General features: G+C 71.6%; 20 protein-coding genes and 1 tRNA gene. 17 read left to right on the top strand and 4 right to left on the bottom strand.

Going from position 1 to position 18,997, the window contains the following annotated elements:
- Window positions 1–19: 19 nt before the first annotated feature.
- The 17 genes from AB0O07_RS26795 (at window position 20) to AB0O07_RS26715 (ending at window position 11,999) form a co-directional block, all read left to right on the top strand.
- A complete protein-coding gene (locus tag AB0O07_RS26795; protein ID WP_365637704.1) occupies window positions 20–217 on the top strand; it encodes a hypothetical protein in 198 nt (65 codons plus the stop codon).
- A gap of 107 nt (window positions 218–324) precedes the next feature.
- Window positions 325–546: a hypothetical protein gene (locus AB0O07_RS26790; RefSeq protein ID WP_365637702.1), complete on the top strand. Its 222-nt coding sequence runs from the start codon at window positions 325–327 to the stop codon at window positions 544–546.
- Window positions 547–646: 100 nt separating this feature from the next.
- Complete coding sequence (locus AB0O07_RS26785) at window positions 647–859, top strand: hypothetical protein (RefSeq protein WP_365637700.1); 213 nt, start codon at window positions 647–649, stop codon at window positions 857–859.
- 134 nt (window positions 860–993) lie between these two features.
- Window positions 994–1,263, top strand: coding sequence for a DUF6284 family protein (locus AB0O07_RS26780; RefSeq protein WP_365637697.1), 270 nt, complete (start codon window positions 994–996; stop codon window positions 1,261–1,263).
- Window positions 1,260–1,442, top strand: a complete 183-nt coding sequence (locus AB0O07_RS26775; protein WP_365637695.1) for a hypothetical protein — start codon at window positions 1,260–1,262, stop codon at window positions 1,440–1,442. Before AB0O07_RS26780 ends, AB0O07_RS26775 begins: the two co-directional genes overlap by 4 nt.
- The gene (locus AB0O07_RS26770; RefSeq protein WP_365637692.1) at window positions 1,439–2,320 is read left to right on the top strand and encodes a protein spdB; all 882 of its coding nucleotides are present in this window, start codon (window positions 1,439–1,441) and stop codon (window positions 2,318–2,320) included. The genes AB0O07_RS26775 and AB0O07_RS26770 overlap by 4 nt, the downstream gene beginning before the upstream one ends.
- Window positions 2,317–2,658, top strand: coding sequence for an RRQRL motif-containing zinc-binding protein (locus AB0O07_RS26765; RefSeq protein ID WP_365637689.1), 342 nt, complete (start codon window positions 2,317–2,319; stop codon window positions 2,656–2,658). The genes AB0O07_RS26770 and AB0O07_RS26765 overlap by 4 nt, the downstream gene beginning before the upstream one ends.
- 150 nt (window positions 2,659–2,808) lie before the next feature.
- Window positions 2,809–5,046 (top strand): cell division protein FtsK, encoded by a 2,238-nt coding sequence (locus AB0O07_RS26760; protein WP_365637686.1) that lies wholly within the window; start codon window positions 2,809–2,811, stop codon window positions 5,044–5,046.
- Window positions 5,047–5,187: 141 nt separating this feature from the next.
- Window positions 5,188–5,439, top strand: coding sequence for a hypothetical protein (locus AB0O07_RS26755; RefSeq protein WP_365637683.1), 252 nt, complete (start codon window positions 5,188–5,190; stop codon window positions 5,437–5,439).
- A gap of 159 nt (window positions 5,440–5,598) precedes the next feature.
- Entirely contained in the window at window positions 5,599–5,787 is a 189-nt protein-coding gene (locus tag AB0O07_RS26750; RefSeq protein WP_365637680.1) for a hypothetical protein, read from the top strand.
- Window positions 5,788–5,798: 11 nt separating this feature from the next.
- Window positions 5,799–6,101, top strand: a complete 303-nt coding sequence (locus AB0O07_RS26745; protein WP_365637678.1) for a hypothetical protein — start codon at window positions 5,799–5,801, stop codon at window positions 6,099–6,101.
- Window positions 6,102–6,191: 90 nt separating this feature from the next.
- On the top strand, window positions 6,192–6,908 hold the full coding sequence (locus AB0O07_RS26740) for a DNA methylase (protein ID WP_365637676.1): 717 nt from the start codon (window positions 6,192–6,194) through the stop codon (window positions 6,906–6,908).
- The gene (locus AB0O07_RS26735; RefSeq protein ID WP_365637674.1) at window positions 6,905–7,570 is read left to right on the top strand and encodes an XF1762 family protein; all 666 of its coding nucleotides are present in this window, start codon (window positions 6,905–6,907) and stop codon (window positions 7,568–7,570) included. Before AB0O07_RS26740 ends, AB0O07_RS26735 begins: the two co-directional genes overlap by 4 nt.
- Window positions 7,567–8,397, top strand: a complete 831-nt coding sequence (locus tag AB0O07_RS26730) for a DNA primase (protein ID WP_365637672.1) — start codon at window positions 7,567–7,569, stop codon at window positions 8,395–8,397. Before AB0O07_RS26735 ends, AB0O07_RS26730 begins: the two co-directional genes overlap by 4 nt.
- A 2-nt stretch (window positions 8,398–8,399) precedes the next feature.
- Window positions 8,400–9,875 carry an ATP-binding protein gene (locus AB0O07_RS26725; protein WP_365637670.1) on the top strand — a complete coding sequence of 492 codons (1,476 nt, stop codon included), beginning with the start codon at window positions 8,400–8,402 and terminating at the stop codon, window positions 9,873–9,875.
- Between the two features lie 448 nt (window positions 9,876–10,323).
- Window positions 10,324–10,524: a helix-turn-helix domain-containing protein gene (locus AB0O07_RS26720; protein ID WP_365637667.1), complete on the top strand. Its 201-nt coding sequence runs from the start codon at window positions 10,324–10,326 to the stop codon at window positions 10,522–10,524.
- Between the two features lie 77 nt (window positions 10,525–10,601).
- Window positions 10,602–11,999: a site-specific integrase gene (locus AB0O07_RS26715; protein ID WP_365637664.1), complete on the top strand. Its 1,398-nt coding sequence runs from the start codon at window positions 10,602–10,604 to the stop codon at window positions 11,997–11,999.
- Window positions 12,000–12,043: 44 nt separating this feature from the next.
- Here the strand turns inward: AB0O07_RS26715 and AB0O07_RS26710 are convergent.
- The 4 genes from AB0O07_RS26710 to tmk form a co-directional block, all read right to left on the bottom strand.
- Window positions 12,044–12,117, bottom strand: a tRNA-Thr gene (locus AB0O07_RS26710).
- A gap of 97 nt (window positions 12,118–12,214) precedes the next feature.
- Complete coding sequence (locus AB0O07_RS26705; RefSeq protein ID WP_365637662.1) at window positions 12,215–13,774, bottom strand: alpha/beta hydrolase; 1,560 nt, start codon at window positions 13,772–13,774, stop codon at window positions 12,215–12,217.
- An 83-nt stretch (window positions 13,775–13,857) separates the two neighbouring features.
- Entirely contained in the window at window positions 13,858–15,063 is a 1,206-nt protein-coding gene (locus AB0O07_RS26700) for a DNA polymerase III subunit delta' (RefSeq protein ID WP_365637659.1), read from the bottom strand.
- 541 nt (window positions 15,064–15,604) lie between these two features.
- The gene (gene tmk, locus AB0O07_RS26695; protein ID WP_365637657.1) at window positions 15,605–18,988 is read right to left on the bottom strand and encodes a dTMP kinase; all 3,384 of its coding nucleotides are present in this window, start codon (window positions 18,986–18,988) and stop codon (window positions 15,605–15,607) included.
- Between the last annotated feature and the right edge of the window lie 9 nt (window positions 18,989–18,997).

The following is an 18,997-nucleotide window of genomic DNA, read 5'->3' as shown; positions in this document are numbered from 1 at the left end:
CACATCGAAGGGATTGATCATGGCTTGGAAGAGCGAGGCCACCGACAGGCGTATGGCCGCCGACCTGGGCTCCTACCACGCGGACGCCGCCCGCAAGGGAGAGACGGTCGACCGTGAGTTCGTCGACGTCGTCCGCGAAGGCATCTTCACCGCCGCACGGCAGGAGCAAGCGGGCGAGTACCCGCCCAAGGGACACGGCTACCCGTCGTCCAACTGACCAGCACCACCGCCCCGATGGTCGCAGGCCGGGTTCGACTCCCGGCCGGGGCACTGCCGGACACAGAACCGGTCATTTCATCACTCATCACCGAAAAAGGGGTCCCCATGAGCGCCGCCCGTCACTACTTCTCCCAAGGCTCCCTGTCCACCGAGGAACTGACCACCGACATCGAAGCGGACGTCATGGCGTCCCGGAACGCCCAGAAGGCCCTTGAGGCTGCCGGCCAGCATCGCGTAGCCGCCACGATGGCCGACGCCGTGGACGAATACCTGGACGAACTCAGCGACGCCCGCAAGGGGACCTGGTTCCCGCGCCACGGCCAGTAAGCACCTCGCGCAGCCCCGATGGTCGCAGGGCCGGTTCGACTCCGGCCCGGGGCACCACCGGTCATCCGGCCGGCACACCAGGCAGACCAGGAGGTACGTCATGGGCGAGCGGCACACCGACAACAGCTTCAGCGGCGGCCGGGCGGACACGGTGATCCAGGCCGGTTCCACCGGTGCGGTCATCCAGAACGCCACCGGTCCCGTGCACAGCGGGACCGGGGACCAGACCATCATCACCATCACCGGAGCCGGGGCGACCGTGGTCAACGGGGACCAGCACGGTGGCGGCACCACCAACACCTTCAACCACTGACCGCACGGCCCCGATGGTCGCAGGCCGGGTTCGACTCCCGGCCGGGGCACTTCCGTCCACGAACGGCGCGGCCCCGGTGTTCGAGCACCGGGGCCGCTTTCGAGCCGTTCCACCTGCTAGGGAGTGCACGACTCATGGAACCCATCGTTACTGTTCAGGACGCCGTTACGGCGTTCGCGCCGTGGCGTGAGCCGACGGCCGCCGAGCTGGACGCGATCGAGCGGGAGATGCCCGTCATCCTGGCGGACGTCGACCTGCTGGACGCGCAGATCACGACCATCGACCGCCCGGTCACCGAGATGGACGCCCGGCGGATCCGCCGGGCCTGCAACCGGCTGCTGACCGCCCGCCGGGAGCTCTCGAACCGGTCCGCCGTCGCGGGCTTGTCCGGGGGTGCCGCGTGAGCGCCCGACCGCTGACCGGGGCGAACGCCTACCCGGTGGAGGCCGGGCGGCGGTTGCTCGCCGACATGGAGCGTATCGACTGGCTCACCGTGACCGAAGCGGACCTGGCCTTTCTGGTCGGCCGTACGAAGGTCGTCGTCGCGTCGCTGATCGCGACGGTTGAGGGGGCCGAGCGATGAACCGCAGTGTCAAGACCGTGCTTCCCGCTGTGGCGATGACGGTCGTCTCGATGGTCCTGACCCTGGCTGTGGTGGTGATGTGGCTGGGCACGGCGATGCCGTGGATGGTCGCGCTGGTGGTCGGGTTGGGGATCGACGGGGGATGGCTGGCCACCCTCGCCTACGAACGCCGCCTGGCCGCGCAGGGCGACCACTCCACCGGCGTCACCGCCGTCGGCTGGTCGTTCGGGGCGGTGGCGACGGGCGTCCTGGTGGCGCACGCGCTCACCGCCGAGACGAACGCCGGCGCCTGGCTCGCCGTCGCGTGGCTGCCCATCGCGGCGAAGGCCCTGTGGCTGGTGCACGGGCTGTGGGAGCGCACCGCGCTCACCGGGGAAGCCCTCGATGCGATCCAGGGCATCCAGCAGGAAGCGCGGGACGAGGCGGCCGTGGCCCGTGCCCGTCTGCGGGCGGAAGCGGCCACCGAGGAGACGCGGCTGACGGCCGTGACGCAGGCCGGCGCCCGCGTCGCACGCGTCCAAGCCGAGACCGCCGAAGCACTCTCGAAGGCGTGGTCGACACTGGCGGCCGTACGGGAGGACAGGGAGACGGGCAGCGCGCTGACCTGCGTGACGACCCCCGTCACACCCGGCGTCACACCCGGCGTCACGGCCCGGTGGGAACTGCCTCTGTGGGGTCCCAGCGCGCCCGTCGGCCCGGCCGCGCTGGAGACCTCTCCCGCGCTCACGGACGCGGCGCTCGACGCCCTGGTCGACCAGATCCGGCACAGCCGGACCCCCGCCCTGACCTACCGCGAAATGGCCACCCGGTTCCGCGCGGCCGGCCACTCCGCATCCGAAACCCGACTGCGGGCGGCATGGAAGCGCGTGGCGGCGTGAGCGGGACCCTTCCGGTCTTCCGGTGGCGTCTCGCCCCGCACGGCTACGCGACACGCCGTCAGCTCCGCGCGCTGGGCTTGCGGCCCGGCGGGCAAGACGTCGCCGCGCAACTCGAACGGCCCCGCCGCCGGCGCGGGCCGCTGGTCGCCTACCTCTACCGCATCGACCAAGCCCTACCGGTCCGGCCGATGACCCCGGCCCGGCGGGCGGCACTCGCCAAAGCGATGACCGCCCGCCGGACCTGCCCCACCTGCCGCACCGACGCCGGGTACTGCATCCCCACCTCGCTGGGCATGTGCGTGACCTGCCACGACTCCGAGGAACAGCGCGCCGCCTGATCCCCAGCACATCGGCCCCGGCAGTCACGCCGTGAGGGCGCCCGATCGACTCCGGCCCGGGGCACGCACCGCACAGCAGGGAGCCGGACGATCGGCCGTCCAAAGCGCCGTCCGGCTCCCTTTCCGACCCATGTCCGGGAAGGACATTCAGTGAATCACGAGGATGAGAACGAGCTGTTCAACCGGCTCGAATCCGACATGACCGGCGCCGCCGACGCGGGGTTCGACTTCAATTTCGGGGTCCACTCCGGAGGTAGCGCGGGTGCTGAGGTGGTCGACCTCGACAAGGCCCGCTCCGCCCGCACCGAACCGACCATCCCGACCGGCCCGGTGAAGGGTGAGCCGGAGGGCGAGCCGGATCCGGCGGCGCGCGTGATGGTCGACGGTCCGGCTCCGGCCGGGCCCGGCTACCTGGGCCGTCTGATGGGGGCGAAGCGTCGGGTGATGGTGCCCGGCTGGCTGCGTTCCCGGGCAGAGCTGAAAACCGCGGCGCGGTGGGTAGCCGGGCACTACGGCCATCTCGCCGGGTACCACGCGATCCGCACCCCCTACTACGCCGGGCGCCTCGCGCTTCAGTCGCCTGTTGGGGCGGCGAGGTTCGTGGGCGGGTCCATGCGGTGGGTGGCCGACCGGGAGGGCGAGCCGGTCCGCCTCGCCGCCGTACGGCGGGAGGATGCCGCCGAGTACCTGAAGCTCTCCCGTCAGCGTGACGGACGCGTCCGCATGCGCACCCTGGTCGGAGTGCTGGCCCTGTTCGTCGGGATCGGCGCGGCCCTGGCCCTCTACGTTCTGGCCCCGGGCTGGCTTCAAGTCCTGTCCGTCGGCGCGGTGGTGCTCGCTCTGGGAGCCGCCGGCACACGGGCGGACGACCCGGTCGTCACGCGGGCGGTGGAGCTGCCGAACGCGCCGAAACTCACCAGTGACATCGTGCTCCGCGCCCTCGGTGCGCTCGGGATCCCCGCGATCAACCAGGCGCAGACCAAGGGCCGCGACGGATTCCAGTTCACCGCCCCCATCACCCGCGACGGCCCCGGCTGGCGCGCGGAGGGCAACCTCCCCTACGGCGTCACCGTCACCGACGTGATCGAGCGCCGCGACAAGCTCGCCTCCGGTCTGCGCCGCCCGCTGGGCTGCGTGTGGCCGGAGGCGGTGCCGGAAGAGCACACGGGGCGGCTGGTGTTGTGGGTCGGGGATCAGGACATGTCGACCGCGAAGAAGCCCGCGTGGCCCCTGGCCAGGTCCGGAAGCGTGGACCTGTTCAAGCCGGTCGCGTTCGGCACCGACCAGCGCGGGCGGTGGGTGGAGATCACCCTCATGTACATCGCCGCCGTGATCGGCGCGATCCCGCGTATGGGCAAGACGTTCCTGCTCAGGCTGCTTCTGCTGATCGCCGCCCTCGATGTGCGCGCCCAACTGCACACCTACGATCTCAAGGGCACCGGCGACCTCGACCCGGTGGGCGAGCGGGTCTCGCACCGTCACCGGGCCGGGGACGACGACGAGGACATCGAATACGCGCTGGCGGACCTGCGGGAGCTGCGGGCGGAGCTGCGGCGCCGGGCGAAGATGATCCGCTCCCTGCCGAGGGACCTGTGCCCGGAGTCGAAGGTGACCTCCGAGCTGGCGAACAAGCCCAAGCTCGGTCTGCACCCGATCGTGATCGGGGTGGATGAGTGCCAGGTGTGGTTCGAACACCCCAAGCACGGGGCGGAGTTCGAGGAGATCTGCACCGACCTGGTCAAGCGCGGCCCCGCCACCGGCATCGTCCTGCTGCTGGCCACACAGCGCCCGGACGCCAAGGCCCTGCCCACCGGCATCAGCGCGAACGCGTCAGCCCGGTTCTGCCTCAAGGTCATGGGCCAACTGGAGAACGACATGGTGCTGGGCACTTCCTCGTACAAGCGGGGCATCAGGGCCACGATGTTCTCGTGGAAGGACAAGGGCATCCACTACTTCGTGGGTGAAGGCGCCGACGCGCGGATCGTGTCCTCCGTCTACGTCGACGCCCCGACCGCCGAGACCATCGGCATGCGCGCCCGCACGCTCCGCGAAAGCGCCGGCACGCTGTCGGGGCACGCGCTCGGGGAAGAGTTCGACGCCGATACCGGGCCCGGCTACGACCTGTTGGCCGATGTGCTGGCCGTCGTCCCCGCCAGTGAGCCCAAGGTGTGGTCCGAGACGATCGCCTCCCGGCTCGCGGAGCTGCGGCCGGACGTCTATGGCGGGTGGGATCCCGAAGCGCTCGCCGCCGCGCTGAAGCCGCACGGCATCGCCACGATCCAGGTGGGGCGCCGGGTGGACGGCAAGGTCGTCAACCGGCGCGGTGTCGACCGCTCCCACCTCACCACCGCGATTGCGGAGCGTGACGGAAAGCGAGACGCGAGCTGACCACCCGGGGGGCGCTAACGCTAGCGGCACCCCTCGCTAACGTTAGCGCCCCCGCTAGCGCCCCAAACCGCCCGTGATCAGGCCGCTAGCGGATAGCGGCCCACCTGCGGAAACCCCTGAAACAGCCCCGGGAGGGCCCTGATGACCCCTGCCATCGCCGCTAGCTTCCTCATCCTGATAGTCACATTCTGTTACGCGTCTCTGTGCGCTGCGAGCCCGTTCGGGACCTGCCGGAAGTGCCGCGGCTTCGGCTTCGCCATGACCACCGACCGCAAGGGGCGCCCCAAACGCGGCAAGCACTGCCGCCGCTGCGACGGCATCGGCAAACGCATCCGCACCGGCCGCCACCTCTACCACCTCGCCACCCGCCTCCACCACGACGGCACCCGCTGACAGACACAAAAAGACCGGCGACCGCCCGCCATGAGGCGGACCCCACTCCGTGCAGGAGCTAGGCAGGCGCGGTCACCGGTCCCACTCGAAACCCGCCTCAAGAGGCGAGCACCACCACGCACTCTACCCGCCCGCCAACTCACCCACGGAAGGCCACAGATGGCTGTCACCGTCTCGCTGGTCCTGCTCTTCGGACTGGTCCTCTTCTTCCTGCTCCGCTCCAACTCCCTCAGCTACGGCGCCGCGTTCATCGCCGTCATGTTCGGGTTCTTCCTCGCCTCCACCGGCGCCGCCACCCCCGTCAACCAGCTCACCCGAGCCGTCATCAACGCCATCCCTGCTCTGTAGAGGAGACCTGCATGATCGACATCGTGACCGTGAAGCTCCACGTTCAAGACCGGCCCGACATCGTCTACCGGGAGAGGGTGATCATCACACCCGAGATCATCACCTTCCGCTACCGCCTCGACGCGCTCGGCCCCGTCAACGGCATCTGTCCCGCCCGCGCTGAGGTCTACGGGCCCACTCGCCTCGTCGACCCGGGGCCGTACAGCTTCGGCAACCCGCCGACGGGCACTACGTGGTTCTACCGAGGCCACCCGGAGCACTGGCCTGCCTGGCTCATCGACCTTGGGGCCGAACACCGCCCGAATCCCGCCTGACCAGAACACGGACAAGGGCGGCCCCCGTCTCGCCAAAGTCCGGGGCCACCCTCGTCCAGCACAACTCAACAGCGGAACTGGAGGTCCAGCATGACCCAACCGACCCTCATCCGGCGAGTGCCCGACGGCCAGCCGCGTCTCCTTGACGCGTTCTGCTGCATCGGCGGCGCAGCACGCGGCTACCAGGAAGCCGGTTTCCACGTCACGGGCGTGGACGTGCGCCCGCAGCCGGACTACTGCGGTGACGTCTTCCACCAGGGCGACGCGATCGAGTTCATCCGGGCCCACGGCGCGGAGTTCGACTTCATCCACGCGTCCCCGCCGTGCCAGGGAGAGAGCGCCCCGACCAAGGGCACCAACGCCGCCCGCCTCACGGCCACCGGCCGTACCCACCCCCGCCTGATCGTCCCGACCCGGACCGCGCTCGACGCGATCGGGCGCCCCTACGTCATCGAGAACGTGCCCGGCTCCGAGGTCCGTAAGGATCTGCGGCTGTGCGGTGAGTCGTTCGGGCTCGCCGTGCTCATGCACCGCTACTTCGAACTGAGCGGCTGGACCACCGCGCAGCCGGCCCACCCCCGGCACCGGGGAAGGGTCCGTGGCTGGCGCCACGGCCAGTACTTCGACGGCCCGTACGTCGCCGCCTACGGCAAAGGCGGCGGAAAGGCGAGCGTCGAAGAGATCCGGCAGGCCAAGGGCATCGACTGGTCGACCGATCACTTCAACCTCCGCGAAGCCCTGCCCCCCGCCTACACCCAGTGGATCGGCGCCGCGTTCCTGGCGGCCCGGCTGGAGGTGGCCGCGTGAGCGTGCAACCGGGGCAGAGGCGGTTGTCCGTGGTCCCGCTGTCGTTCGCCGATGCGTGTGCAATGGTCGAGCAGCTGCACCGCCACCACCGGCCGCCGCGCGGCCACAAGTTTTCCCTCGGTGTGCTGGACGACGCCGGGCACCTTCACGGCGTCGCGATCGTCGGCCGGCCGGTAGCCGCGCCCTTCGATAACGGATGGTGCGTCGAGGCCACCCGCGTAGCCACCGACGGCACCCCGAACGCTTGTTCCGCGCTGTACGGGGCCGCGTGGCGCACCGCGAAAGCAGCGGGCTACCTGCGGGCCATCACCTACACCCAGGACGGTGAGTCAGGCGTAAGCCTGCGCGCAGCTGGCTGGCGGCTGGTCGCCGAACTGCGCCCACGCAAGGGCTGGGACACCCCCTCACGGCCACGGGCTGATCGTGGCACGGACGGCATCGCCCGCCGCCTGTGGGAACAGTCCCGCACCGATGCCCCACACCTGCCCTCGCTGGCCACTCTGCGAAACGAAATCCGAAACGAAAAGCGCTGCCCCGCACCGGCATGCGGCAAGCCGATCCACCAAGCCGCACGCGGTCGTCCCGCCCGCTACTGCTCACCAGCATGCCGACTGCGCGCCCACCGACAGCGCACCACCAGCAAAGGGAGCGCCGCCGCATGAACACGCCACTCCTGAACACAGCTCTGGACCTGGTCGGTGCGGGTGTGCCCGTGCTGCCGCTGCGAGCGGGGAAGCTCCCGTTCGGGAACTGCCCGACGTGCGCGGCCGTGGCCTGTGGTGGCCGGCCGAACATGCGCGAAGCGGGCCCCTGCCGGTGCCCCGCGCCGTGCCACGCGTGGGCCGCCGCCACCACCGACCCCGCCGTACTCACCTCCCCCGCGTGGGCGCCCACCTGGCGTCAGGCGGCGGCGCTCGCCTACCACCCCGGCGGGGCCGGGGTGACCGTGGTTGACCTCGACAACGCGGACGCCGTCGCATGGGCCCGTGCCACCCTGCCCGCCACCCGCACCGTGGCGACGACGCGGGGCCAGCACTGGCTCTACCGGGGCGCCATGCCCTCCGCCAACAACGTCCGGCCCGGTGTGGATGTGAAGTCGTCCATGTCCTACGCCCGGTGGCTCGGCCCCGGCACCGGCACCATGACGGTCCTGCCGGAGGTGGTGCGCGCGCTGATCGTGAAGGCGCCCGCCCCGGTCCGGCCCGTGCGCGCCGCTGTGCCGGGCGGGGGCGGCCGGTGTCCGCACCGCACGCCTGTCTACCTCGAACGCGGCGTCGCCATGGCGGTGCGGCGGATCACCGCCGCCACCGAGGCCGTGCACGCCACGGTGTTCAGGGCGTTCCTCGCCGTGCTGTCCACGCATGGCCGGTGCGGATGCCTGACCGAGGACCACACGATGCGGCTCTTCGCTGCCGCGCAGGCCAAGGGCGAGTCGGCCCGGCACTGCGCGGACGCGTGGGCCAACGCCCGCACCCGGTTGGGACTGTGACCATGGCCGACGACGAGAAGAACCCCGCACGCGAGGTCATCGCCGACTACGCGCACAGCCACTTCCGGTACTTCCGCACCGCCGACGGCACCGTCTACGCCCAGCGCAACGGCCACCCCGTCGCACGCCCGATCCGCTCCCAGGGCACCACCGGAAGCCACCGCCAGGAACTCATGGTCGGCCTGTTCAAGGACGGTATCGGCGTGTTCAACGGCACCGCGCTCAAGGAGGCGCTGGACCTGATCGAAGCGCTCGCCCTGTCCGAGGACGTCCAGCCCGTGCACATCCGGGTCGCGCCCGGGTTCGACGGCGCGACCTGGCTCGACCTCGGACGCGACGACGGGCGCTCCGTGCGCATCCACCCGACCGGGTGGGACGTCCGCGTTCCCGACCCGCGCGAGGTGTGCTGGCGGCGCACCCAGCTCACCGGGGAACTCCCCCTGCCCGCCAAGGACACCGACGGCAAGGGCATCGATCTGCTGCTCCGGTTGTGCAACTTCGCCGGCGCGGAGACGGAGTGTCTGGCCATCGCGTGGCTCATCGGCTGTCTCGGCCCGTCCGTCCCCGTCCCCGCCCCCTTCCTCACCGGGCCCCAGGGCGCGGGGAAGTCGACCGGCGGGCGGATGCTCGTACGGATCATCGAGGGCATGAGCGGGGACCTGCGCCGCGCCCCGAAGGATGAGGAGAACCTGATCGCGGCGGTGGCGGCGGGGTGGGTGACCGCGCTGGACAACCTCTCCCACATGACCCCGGACCTGTCCGACGCCATGTGCTGCATCGTCACCGGAGCCGAAAGCGTCAAACGCGCCCTGTTCACCGACGGAGACGTCTTCCGCGTCGGCTACCGCCGCCCCCTCCTCCTGACCGGCATCGACGTCGGCGTCATCCGCCCCGACCTCGCCGAACGCCTCCTCCCCCTGCGCCTGGAACGCCCCCGGGTACGGCGGACCGAGACGGAACTGTGGGCGGAGTACGCGGAAGTCCTGCCCGTCGTCCTCGGCTCCCTCCTCGACCTCACGGTCAAGGTACGGGCCGTGGAAGCACCCACCCCGACCGACCTCCGCATGGCCGACTTCGCCCACCTCTGCGCACAACTCGACACCGCGACCGGCCTCGGGGCGCTCGCCGCGTACCGGGCGAGTCTGGACGACCTCAACGACGACGTCATCGAAGGCGACCTGCTGGCGCAAACCGTCCTTCGCCACGCCGACACGATCGAACCGGGCGCAGCACAGCGGATGACGTCCACGGAGTGGCTGCACTGCCTCAGCCGCCTCCACAGCGGCGAGGAACTGCGGGCCCTGCCCAAAGGGTGGCCGACGACGGGAAAGGTCCTCTCAGACCGCCTCAAGCGTCTGCAACCCACCCTCGCCGCGCGCGGGGTCCTCATCGACACCGGCCGCACCTACGAAGGCCGTTACCTCGAAATGACCCGAACCGCCGCACCGGCCCCGGCACCACCACCGCCGATGTTCTGACCAACCGCCCGGACCACTGCCCGGACAAGCAAGAGGAGCACCAGCGCGGCGCCGAGTGGTGCTCCTCTTGCTGTTCGGCGCTCGCGCCGCCCAAGGGACGCGCCGCGCAGCGGCCCCTTCTCCACGTCCTGAGCAGCACCCACACCCCTACAACACCCCTCCCTTGTCCTAAGAGAGGGAACGCTGCGTCATGTGCGTCATACGGACGGCCAACCGCCCCCGGACCTGCGGAGACAACCATGACGCAGACGGCGGCCCCTGCGTCATCCCTGCGTCATGTGCGTCATGCCATGACGCACCCCATGACGAACCCATGACGCACACCCCAACCCCTTCGTCATGCAAAACCCCAGCTCACAGCCCCCGCATGACGCTGATGACGCAATGACGCAGAAATCCGAACCTCGGACAGACACGCCGGGCCACCGCCCCGAGGAGAGATCACTCCATGGCTCAGACGCTCACACCCACGCCTCGACTGCTCTATACCCCGACCGAAGCCGCCGTGGTCCTGTCCCTCGGCAGGTCCACGGTCTACAACCTGATGGCCACCGGCACCCTCCCCTACGTCAAGCAGGGGCGCGCCCGCCGCATCCGGTGGACGGAACTCGAACGGTACGCATCCAGCCTCGAACCGATGACCGGCTGAACCACACCCACCCTCACCACCGCACCACGAAGCGGCCCCGGACACGATCCGGGGCCGCTTCTCCCATTGGAGAGCACGTGAGCCCCCGCAAACCGAACCTGGAATCCACCATCTACTTCGGCAACGACGGTTGGTGGCACGGTCGCGTCACCATGGGCGTCAAGAACGACGGCAGCCCCGACCGCCGCCACCGCCGAGCCCGCACCGAACCTGAGATCAAGCGCAAGGTCAAGGAGTTGGAAGCCCTCCGCGACAAGGGGCGCGCCCCTAATGCCGGGCGTAAGCCCACGGTGGCGCAGTGGATGGAGACCTACCTCACCGACATCGCGAGCCTGAAGCTCCGGCCCCGGTCCCTTGACGACTACTGGTCGAAGACCCGCAACGACATCATTCCCGGCGTCGGCGCCCACCGCCTCGACAAGCTCCAGCCCGAGCACCTGGAACGTATGTACCGGGACATGCTCGACGCTGGTCACGCCCCCTCCCACGTGCTCAAGGCTCACCGCATCCTCTCCCGCGCCCTGAAAATCGCCCACCGCCGCCGCATGGTCGTGGAGAACGTCGCCACGCTGGTGGATCCGCCCACGGTGGATGAGACCGAGGCGAACCCGTTCACGATCGAAGAGGCCAAAGCCTTCCTCACCGCCGCGGTCAAGCGCCCCACCTACATGCGCTGGATCATCGGGGTCGGCATGGGCTTCCGGCAGGGCGAAACCCTGGGACTGCGCTGGAAGTACGTCGACCTCGAAGCCGAGATGTTCCACCCCCAGTGGCAGCTCCAACGCCTCACCTGGCGCCACGGCTGCCCGGACCCGCACGCCTGCGGCGAACGCCTCCACCGGTTCACCCCCTGCCCGGCGGACTGCGCCACGCACAAGACGTACAAACGCGGCTGCCCCAAGCCGTGCACGAAGACCTGCACGAAGCACGCGAGTACCTGCCCGGAGCGGAAGAACGGCGGACTCGTCTTCACCCGGCCCAAGACGAAGAAGAGCCGGAACTCCGTCCCGATCCCGCCGCCCTTCATCCCCTACCTGAGCGAGCACAAGGAACAGCGGGAAGCGCTACGGGCCGCCGCCGGCGACCTGTGGCAGGAGCACGACGCGGTATTCACCCGCCCGGACGGACGCCCCCTCGATCCCCGCGCCGACTGGGAAGAGTTCAAGGAACTACTTGCCGAAGCGGGCATCGACGACCGCCGCCTCTACGACGGCAGTCGCCACACCGCCGGCACGATCCTCAACGAGCTGGGCGTGGACATCGTGACCATCATGGAGATCCTCCGGCACACCCAGATCAGCCAGACCCGCCGCTACGTCAAGGGCCGATCCCACCTCTCCAAGGACGCCATGCAACGCATGGGCGACACCTTCATGCCCCGGGCAGACCCCCCGGCCGAAACCCCAACTGAGACCAGGACTGAGACCACCGCAAGCCGATCCGCCCGCGCCCGCCGTCGACGCCGCATCCGCTAGCACAAAACCCCAGGTCAGACATGGTCTGACCTGGGGTTTACCAAAGCCGCCTTCGGGATTCGAACCCGAGACCTACGCATTACGAGTGCGTTGCTCTGGCCAACTGAGCTAAGGCGGCGCGCCGTCCGGACCATGGTGGGGTCTGCGGCTCCGCCAAGTCTACACAGTTTCGGGGGGTGCTCCGTACACCCGGGGGTGGAGGGGGTTTTCGCTGGTCAGGAGCACTTTTTGCCGTTCGGCGGGGGTGTGCCCTCCAGGAGGTAGGTGTTGATCGCCGTGTCGATGCAGTCGCTGCCGCGGCCGTATGCCGTGTGGCCGTCGCCGTTGTAGGTGAGGAGGGTGCCGGAGGAGAGCTGGCTGGCCAGGGACTGCGCCCACTTGTAGGGGGTGGCCGGGTCGCGGGTGGTGCCGACCACGACGATCGGGGCCGCGCCCTTCGCCTCGATGCGGTGGGCCGTGCCGGTGGCCTTGACCGGCCAGTACGTGCAGTTCAGGGCCGCCCAGGCGAGGCCCTTGCCGAAGACCGGGGAGGCCTTCTCGAAGGACGGGAGCGCCTTGGTGACGTCGTCGGGGCCGGTGAAGGAGGGCGGGAGGTCCAGGCAGTTCACCGCGGAGTTGGCGAACATCAGATTGGCGTACGTGCCATCGCTCTCGCGTTCGTAGTACGAGTCGGCGAGGCCGAGCAGCGGCGCTCCGTCCCCGTTCATGGCGGCGCCCAGCGCCTGACGGAGCTGGGGCCAGGCGGACTCGTCGTACATCGCGGCGATCACGCCGGTCGTGGCGAGGGATTCGCCCAGCTCACGATCGCCGCCGGTGGGGACGGGCCGGGCGTCGAGCTGCGCGAAGAACGTCTTCATACGGTGTGAGACGTCGGCCGCCGACTTCCTTCCCAGCGGACAGTCCGACCGCTTCACGCAGTCCTCGGCGAAGGAGCGGAAGGCCGTCTCGAAGCCGGCCGTCTGGTCGCGGTTGAGCTCGCGGGCCGGGAGGGACGGGTCCATCGCGCCGTCGAGGACGAGGCGGCCGGTGCGCCGGGGGAAGAGTTCGGCGTAGGTGGCGCCGAGGAAGGTGCCGTACGAGGCGCCGACGTACGTGAGCTTCCGGTCGCCCAGCACCGCGCGGAAGAGGTCCATGTCGCGGGCGGCCTCGACCGTGGAGACATGCGGCAGGATCGTGCCGGAGCGCTTCTCGCACCCCTGGGCGAACTTCTTGAAGGAGTCCGTCAGCGCCGTCACCTCGGCCTGGTCGTCGGGGGTCTGGTCGACCTGCGTGTACGCGTCCATCTCCGGGCCGCTGAGGCACTCGACGGGCTCGCTGCGGGCGACCCCGCGCGGGTCGACGGCCACCATGTCGTACCGGGCGCGGACCGGCGCCGGGTAGCCGATCCCCGCGTACGCCTGGAGGTAGCCGATGGCGGAACCGCCGGGGCCGCCCGGGTTGACCATGAGGGAGCCGAGGCGCTTGCCCGGGCCCGTGGCCTTCTTGCGGGCGACGGCGAGGTCGATCTCGGTGCCGTCCGGCTTCGCGTAGTCGAGCGGGGCCTTCATCGTGGCGCACTGGAAATCGGGGACACCGCACGCGCGCCAGGTGAGTTTCTGCTCGTAGTACTTCTTCAGCTCCGACGGATCCGCGGAGACCGGGCCCGAGGCCGCGTCGGCGGCCGGGCCCGTCCCCGACGCCTCCGACGGCGCGCCGCCGGAGGTGCAGCCGGAGATCAGCAGACCGGCAGCGGCCAGTACGGTCGCGGAGAAACGGAGCAGGCGCCTGGTGTCCATCCACGGATGCTAACCGCCGGGACACGCCAGAACCCGGGGCGCGCTCTTATGGGTGAATCCGCGTTCCCCGACGCACCTGCTGTTCAGCCCGCTCTGAGCGACACGGCCATCGCCTCCACCGCGAGCAGGGGTGCCACATTGCGGTCCAGCGCCTGGCGGCAGGCGACGATCGCCTCGATACGGCGCAGGGTGCGCTCGGGGGTGGAGGCGCCGGCCACCCGCTCCAGCGCGTCCTGTACGTCGGCGTTGGCGAGCGCGACCCGCGATCTCATCTGGAGGGCGAGCACATCGCGGTAGAACCCGGTCAGGTCGGTGAGGGCCAGGTCGAGGCTGTCGCGCTGGGTTCGGGTGGAGCGGCGCTTCTGGCGGTCGGCCAGCTCCTTCATGACCCCTGCCGTGCCCCGGGGCATCCGGCCGCCCGCCGCGGCGCCGAGCGCGGCCTTCATCTCCTCCGTCTCCTTGGCGTCGACCTCCTCGGCGACCTGCTTGGCGTCCTCGGTGGCCGCGTCGATCAGCTCCTGTGCCGCCTTGAGGCAGCCCCCGATGTCGTCCACGCGCAGGGGCATCTTGAGGACGGTGGCACGACGGGCCCGGGCGCGTGGGTCGGTGGCCAGCCGGCGGGCCCGCCCGATATGGCCCTGGGTGGCCCGCGCCGCTGCCTGGGCTGCCTCCGGTTCGATCCCGTCGCGCCGGATCAGGACATCCGCGACGGCGGCCACGGGCGGTGTCCGCAGCACGAGGTGGCGGCAGCGGGAGCGGATGGTGGGCAGCACGTCCTCCAGGGAGGGCGCGCAGAGCAGCCAGACCGTCCGGGGCGCCGGCTCCTCCACCCCCTTGAGCAGCACATTGCCCGCGCCCTCGGTGAGCCGGTCGGCGTCCTCCAGCACATTGACCTGCCACCGGCCGCCCGCCGGCGCGAGCTGGGCGCGGCGGACCAGCTCACGGGTCTCCTTGACGCCGATGGAGAGCAGGTCCGTACGGATGACGTCGACATCGCCGTGCGTACCGACCAGGCTCGTATGGCAGCCGTCGCAGAACCCGCACCCCGGCTCCCCGCCGAGCGCCCGGTCCGGACTGGTGCACTGAAGGGCGGCGGCGAAGGCCCGGGCCGCCGTGGATCTGCCGGACCCCGGCGGGCCCGTGAAGAGCCAGGCGTGGGTCATCCTGGACGCCTCGGGCGGGGTGCCGCCCGTCGCCTCGGCCGTGACCTGCGCGTCCGCGTCCCGGGCAGCGGCGGCCAGCGTCTCCCGCACCCGGTCCTGCCCGACCAGCTCGTCCCATACGGTCATACGCGGTCACCGCCTCCTCGTTCCGCTCGTCCCGCTCGTCCCGAACCCATCGCCATGCCCCACCCGTACCCCGTCGTGGCCCCGCGCGCCCTGTCCCCGCCGTGGCCCCGCGCGCCCTGCCCGCGCCATGGCCCCGCGCGCCCTGCCGGGGCGTAGCCGCCCCGGGCCCGGCGAGGGCTCGTCGCGCCTGCCCTGCCCCGCCCCGCACTGGAGCGCGCCGGGCCCCTGGCCCGGCACCGTCCCGGGCCACGGCCAAGCAGCACCCGAGCCACCCCGGGTGCCACGCCCGAACAGCACCCGGGCCACAGCGAACCAGGCCCGCACCGCATCCGCCCCGGTCCGTTCCCGTTCGGATCCCATTGTGGGGCCAGGGTCTGACAACCCGGCCCCACATCTGGTCACGCCCCGTCCCGCACCCGGTCGCCCCCGGGGGGCATGTCACGCACCCGCTCACCCCGGGGGCATGCCACACACCTGGTCATCCCCGGGCGGGGAGGCATGTCACCCGTCACCCACCGGGCCGCCTCCCCCGGTCACCGGGTCAACGGCCGCGCCCGCCGCCGCCGTTCTCCTCGTCGTCCCTCGGCCCGAGCAACTCGTCCGCCAGCGACGGCAGGTCGTCCAGCGGGGTCTCCTCCGCCCAGTCCGAGCGGCGGCGCGGGCGCTTCGGAGCGGGCGGCTCCGGGGCCTGCCGGCCGGAGCGCGGCGCGGCGTCCGGGTCGACCACCGGCAGCTCCCGCGTCCGCTCGTTCTCCCGCTCCGCGGGCTGGCGCGCCGGGGCGTCCTCGCGGAAGAACCCGCGCGGCACCCGGTCGGCCGCGTCACCGTCGCGCACCGGCGGCAGTACGGCGGTCTCGTCGGCCGGACGCGCGCCGCCCACCGGAGGAAGCACAGCCGTCTCGTCGGCCGCGCGCGCGTCGCCCACCGCCGGAAGTACGGCCGTCTCGTCGGCCGGGCCCGGCCGGCCGGAACCCGATCCGGGGCGACGGTCCGCGCCCGGACGCCGCGTCTCCGGCCGTACCGCCGGCACCTGCTGCGTCTCGTCCTCGGCCGCGCCGCCCGAGTCGTTCGCGCCGCTCCCCGGCTTCCCGAGGTCCAGCCTGACCACCGGCGTGGGCACCGTGGTCTCGTTCGGCGACAACCCGGCGTCGGCCGCCGCCGAGGACTCCGCGGCGGCAGCGGCCTCCTCCCGCCGGCGCGCCTCCTCGGCCCTGAGCAGCGCCTCCTCGGCCTTGCGCTGCTTCTCCAGCCGGCGCTCCTCCGCCTCGGCGCGGAGCCTGGCCTCCTCCTGGGCCTGCCGGCGCAGCCGCGCCTGCTCCGCCTCGTGCGCCCGCTCCTCGGCCTCGCGCCGCTTGCGCGCCTCCTCGGCGAGCCTGCGCTCCTCCTCGGCGCGCTCCCTGGCCTCCTGGGCCCGCCGCTCCTCCTCCTGGCGGCGTGCCTCTTCCTCTTCGCGGCGCTTGCGCGCCTCCTCTTCGGCCCGGAGCTTGGCGAGCTGCGCCTGGCGCTCGCGCTCCAGCCGCTCCTCCTCCGCCTTGCGCGCGGCCTCTTCCTCAGCCTTGCGGCGGGCCTCCTCGATGGCGGCCTTCCGCGCCTCCTCCCGGGCCTGGATCTCGGCCTCGGAGAGCGGCAGCAACTGGTCGAGCCGGTGGCGCACCACCCTCGTGACCGCCTCCGGCTGCTGGCCCGCGTCCACCACCAGGTAACGCGTCGGGTCGGCGGCGGCCAGGGTGAGGAAGCCGGACCGTACCCGCTGGTGGAACTCGGCGGGCTCGGACTCCAGCCGGTCCGGCGCCTCCGTGAAGCGCTCGCGCGCCGCCTCCGGGGAGACGTCGAGCAGCACCGTCAGATGCGGTACGAGGCCGTCCGTCGCCCAGCGCGAGATCCGGGCGATCTCGGTCGGGGAGAGGTCGCGGCCCGCCCCCTGGTACGCCACGGACGAGTCGATGTACCGGTCGGAGATGACGATCGCACCGCGCGCCAAGGCGGGGCGCACGACGGAGTCGACATGCTCGGCGCGGTCCGCCGCGTACAGCAGCGCCTCGGCGCGGTGGGAGAGCCCGGCGCTGGACACGTCGAGCAGGATCGACCGCAGGCGCTTGCCGACCGGGGTGGCGCCCGGCTCGCGCGTGACCACCACCTCGTGGCCCTTGGCCCTGATCCACTCGGCCAACGCCTCGACCTGCGTGGACTTCCCCGCGCCGTCCCCGCCCTCCACGGCGAGGAAGAAGCCGGTCCCGGCCGGGGCCTGGACGGGGTCGGCCCCGCCGCGCAGCGCGTCGCGCAGGTCGCGCCGGAGCGGCACCCCGGAGCGGTCGTCCGTCTTGGCCAGCACGATCGCCGCCACGGGCAGCAGCAACGCACCGACCAGCATCAACGTGAACGCGGCGCCGTCATGGGCGAAGACGAAGGTGCCGCTGGCGAGACGGTGGGGGCCGATGGCGGCGGCGACGAGGGGGGCGACGACCACGCCGAGCGCGACAAAGACCCTGACTACACTCTGCAAATGTTCCGTGACTCGCTGTCTACGGTACTCCTCGATCTCCCCGTCGAGAAGGGCGTGGCCGGTATACGCCACGACCCCCGCCGTGAAGCCGGTGAACAGCGCGAGGAAGAGCACCGTCGCCGTGTCCGGTACGAGGCCCATGGCCAGCAGCTCGACACCGGTGAGGGCGATGCCCAGCGCGAAGAGCCGGCGCCGGGAGAGCGCGGGCAGCACCTTCGCGCCGCCCCGGATGCCCAGCGCCGTACCGCCGGTCAGCGTCAGGACCAGCAGGGCGAAGGCGACCGGGCCGCCGCCGAGGTCCTTGGCCTGGAGGACGGAGACGGCCACGGCCGAGGCGACCGCCCCGGCGAGCGCGCCGCACGCCAGAACGAGCAGCGGCACCGCCCCCGTACGCCCCTTGCCGTCGGAACCGGACCCGGACCCGGAATCCGCCCCGGAATCGGAACCACCCGATCCCGACGCCCCCGGGCGGCGCAGCCCCTCCAGCGGCGAGCGCGGACGCGGAGTCGCCCCGTCCGGCAGCTCCAGGAAGTACAGCGTGGAGACGGACGCGGAGAACAGCCCGGCAGCGACATACGCGCCCAGCGCCGCCTGATGCAGCGAGAACCACTCGATGCCCGTGCCCAGCAGATTGCCGATCAGCGTGGCGACGAGCAGGACCCCGGCGGCGGCCGGCACGGAGAGGAACGTCGTACGGAGCGAGAGCCTGCGCAGCGCGTCGAGGTGGTCGGGGAGCGGACGTACGGCGGCGCCCTCCAGCGGCGGAGGCGGCAGCAGCGCCGGAGCGGCGCTCTCCTTGGCCACGGTCCAGAAGCGCTCGGCCACGCCCATCACGAAGACCGTGCTGAGCAGGATCGGCAGGGCCCGGTCGGGCGTCCAGCCGATCCAGAGCGGGGCGACGATCAGCAGAACGAGGCGGAGTCCATCCGCGACGATCATCGTCCAGCGGCGGTCCAGAGGCCCGCCGTCCCGCTGCGGCTTGGCCGCCTTCAGGACAGCCTTCGAGGCCCCACCACGGGCATCCGGATCGCCGGGCTCACCGGACTCGACGGACTTCGCGGACTCGGCGGCCTTGGGCGCTCCTGTACGGGGTGCCACCAGCGCCGTCAGCGGACCCAGCAGCACCGCTCCGAAGAGCAGGGTGGCCAGGATCCGGGCGCCGAACACGGCGGCGACGGCGAACGCCGCGCCCCGGTATCCCGTACCGAACGAGCCCTCGGCGATCGCCGCTTGCAACGACAGCAGCAGAAGCACGAGCAGGGCGAGTACATCGCCGACCCCGCCGATGAACTGGGCACCCCAAAGCCGCCGCAGAGGCGGAAGGCGCAACAGAGATCGGACGGCGCGCTCTCGTGAGTCTGCGGCAAGTGCGTCGGAGTCGGAGGTGGGGCTCACGACCGTTGGCTGCTCGGCTCGCGTCATCCGCCCAGC

The organism is Streptomyces sp. NPDC093085 (genome assembly GCF_040683935.1).
Classification (GTDB): Bacteria; Actinomycetota; Actinomycetes; order Streptomycetales; family Streptomycetaceae; genus Streptomyces.
This window is presented reverse-complemented; position numbering and strand designations above follow the sequence as displayed.

Coding starts and splice junctions, on each gene's coding strand:
- AB0O07_RS26755 (WP_365637683.1), top strand. CDS start 5,188: ATGACCCCTGCCATCGCCGCTAGCTTCCTCATCCTGATAGTCACATTC.
- AB0O07_RS26740 (WP_365637676.1), top strand. CDS start 6,192: ATGACCCAACCGACCCTCATCCGGCGAGTGCCCGACGGCCAGCCGCGT.
- AB0O07_RS26700 (WP_365637659.1), bottom strand. CDS start 15,063: ATGACCGTATGGGACGAGCTGGTCGGGCAGGACCGGGTGCGGGAGACG.
- AB0O07_RS26730 (WP_365637672.1), top strand. CDS start 7,567: ATGAACACGCCACTCCTGAACACAGCTCTGGACCTGGTCGGTGCGGGT.
- AB0O07_RS26720 (WP_365637667.1), top strand. CDS start 10,324: ATGGCTCAGACGCTCACACCCACGCCTCGACTGCTCTATACCCCGACC.
- AB0O07_RS26725 (WP_365637670.1), top strand. CDS start 8,400: ATGGCCGACGACGAGAAGAACCCCGCACGCGAGGTCATCGCCGACTAC.
- AB0O07_RS26785 (WP_365637700.1), top strand. CDS start 647: ATGGGCGAGCGGCACACCGACAACAGCTTCAGCGGCGGCCGGGCGGAC.
- tmk (WP_365637657.1), bottom strand. CDS start 18,988: ATGACGCGAGCCGAGCAGCCAACGGTCGTGAGCCCCACCTCCGACTCC.
- AB0O07_RS26750 (WP_365637680.1), top strand. CDS start 5,599: ATGGCTGTCACCGTCTCGCTGGTCCTGCTCTTCGGACTGGTCCTCTTC.
- AB0O07_RS26770 (WP_365637692.1), top strand. CDS start 1,439: ATGAACCGCAGTGTCAAGACCGTGCTTCCCGCTGTGGCGATGACGGTC.
- AB0O07_RS26795 (WP_365637704.1), top strand. CDS start 20: ATGGCTTGGAAGAGCGAGGCCACCGACAGGCGTATGGCCGCCGACCTG.
- AB0O07_RS26745 (WP_365637678.1), top strand. CDS start 5,799: ATGATCGACATCGTGACCGTGAAGCTCCACGTTCAAGACCGGCCCGAC.
- AB0O07_RS26705 (WP_365637662.1), bottom strand. CDS start 13,774: ATGGACACCAGGCGCCTGCTCCGTTTCTCCGCGACCGTACTGGCCGCT.
- AB0O07_RS26790 (WP_365637702.1), top strand. CDS start 325: ATGAGCGCCGCCCGTCACTACTTCTCCCAAGGCTCCCTGTCCACCGAG.
- AB0O07_RS26780 (WP_365637697.1), top strand. CDS start 994: ATGGAACCCATCGTTACTGTTCAGGACGCCGTTACGGCGTTCGCGCCG.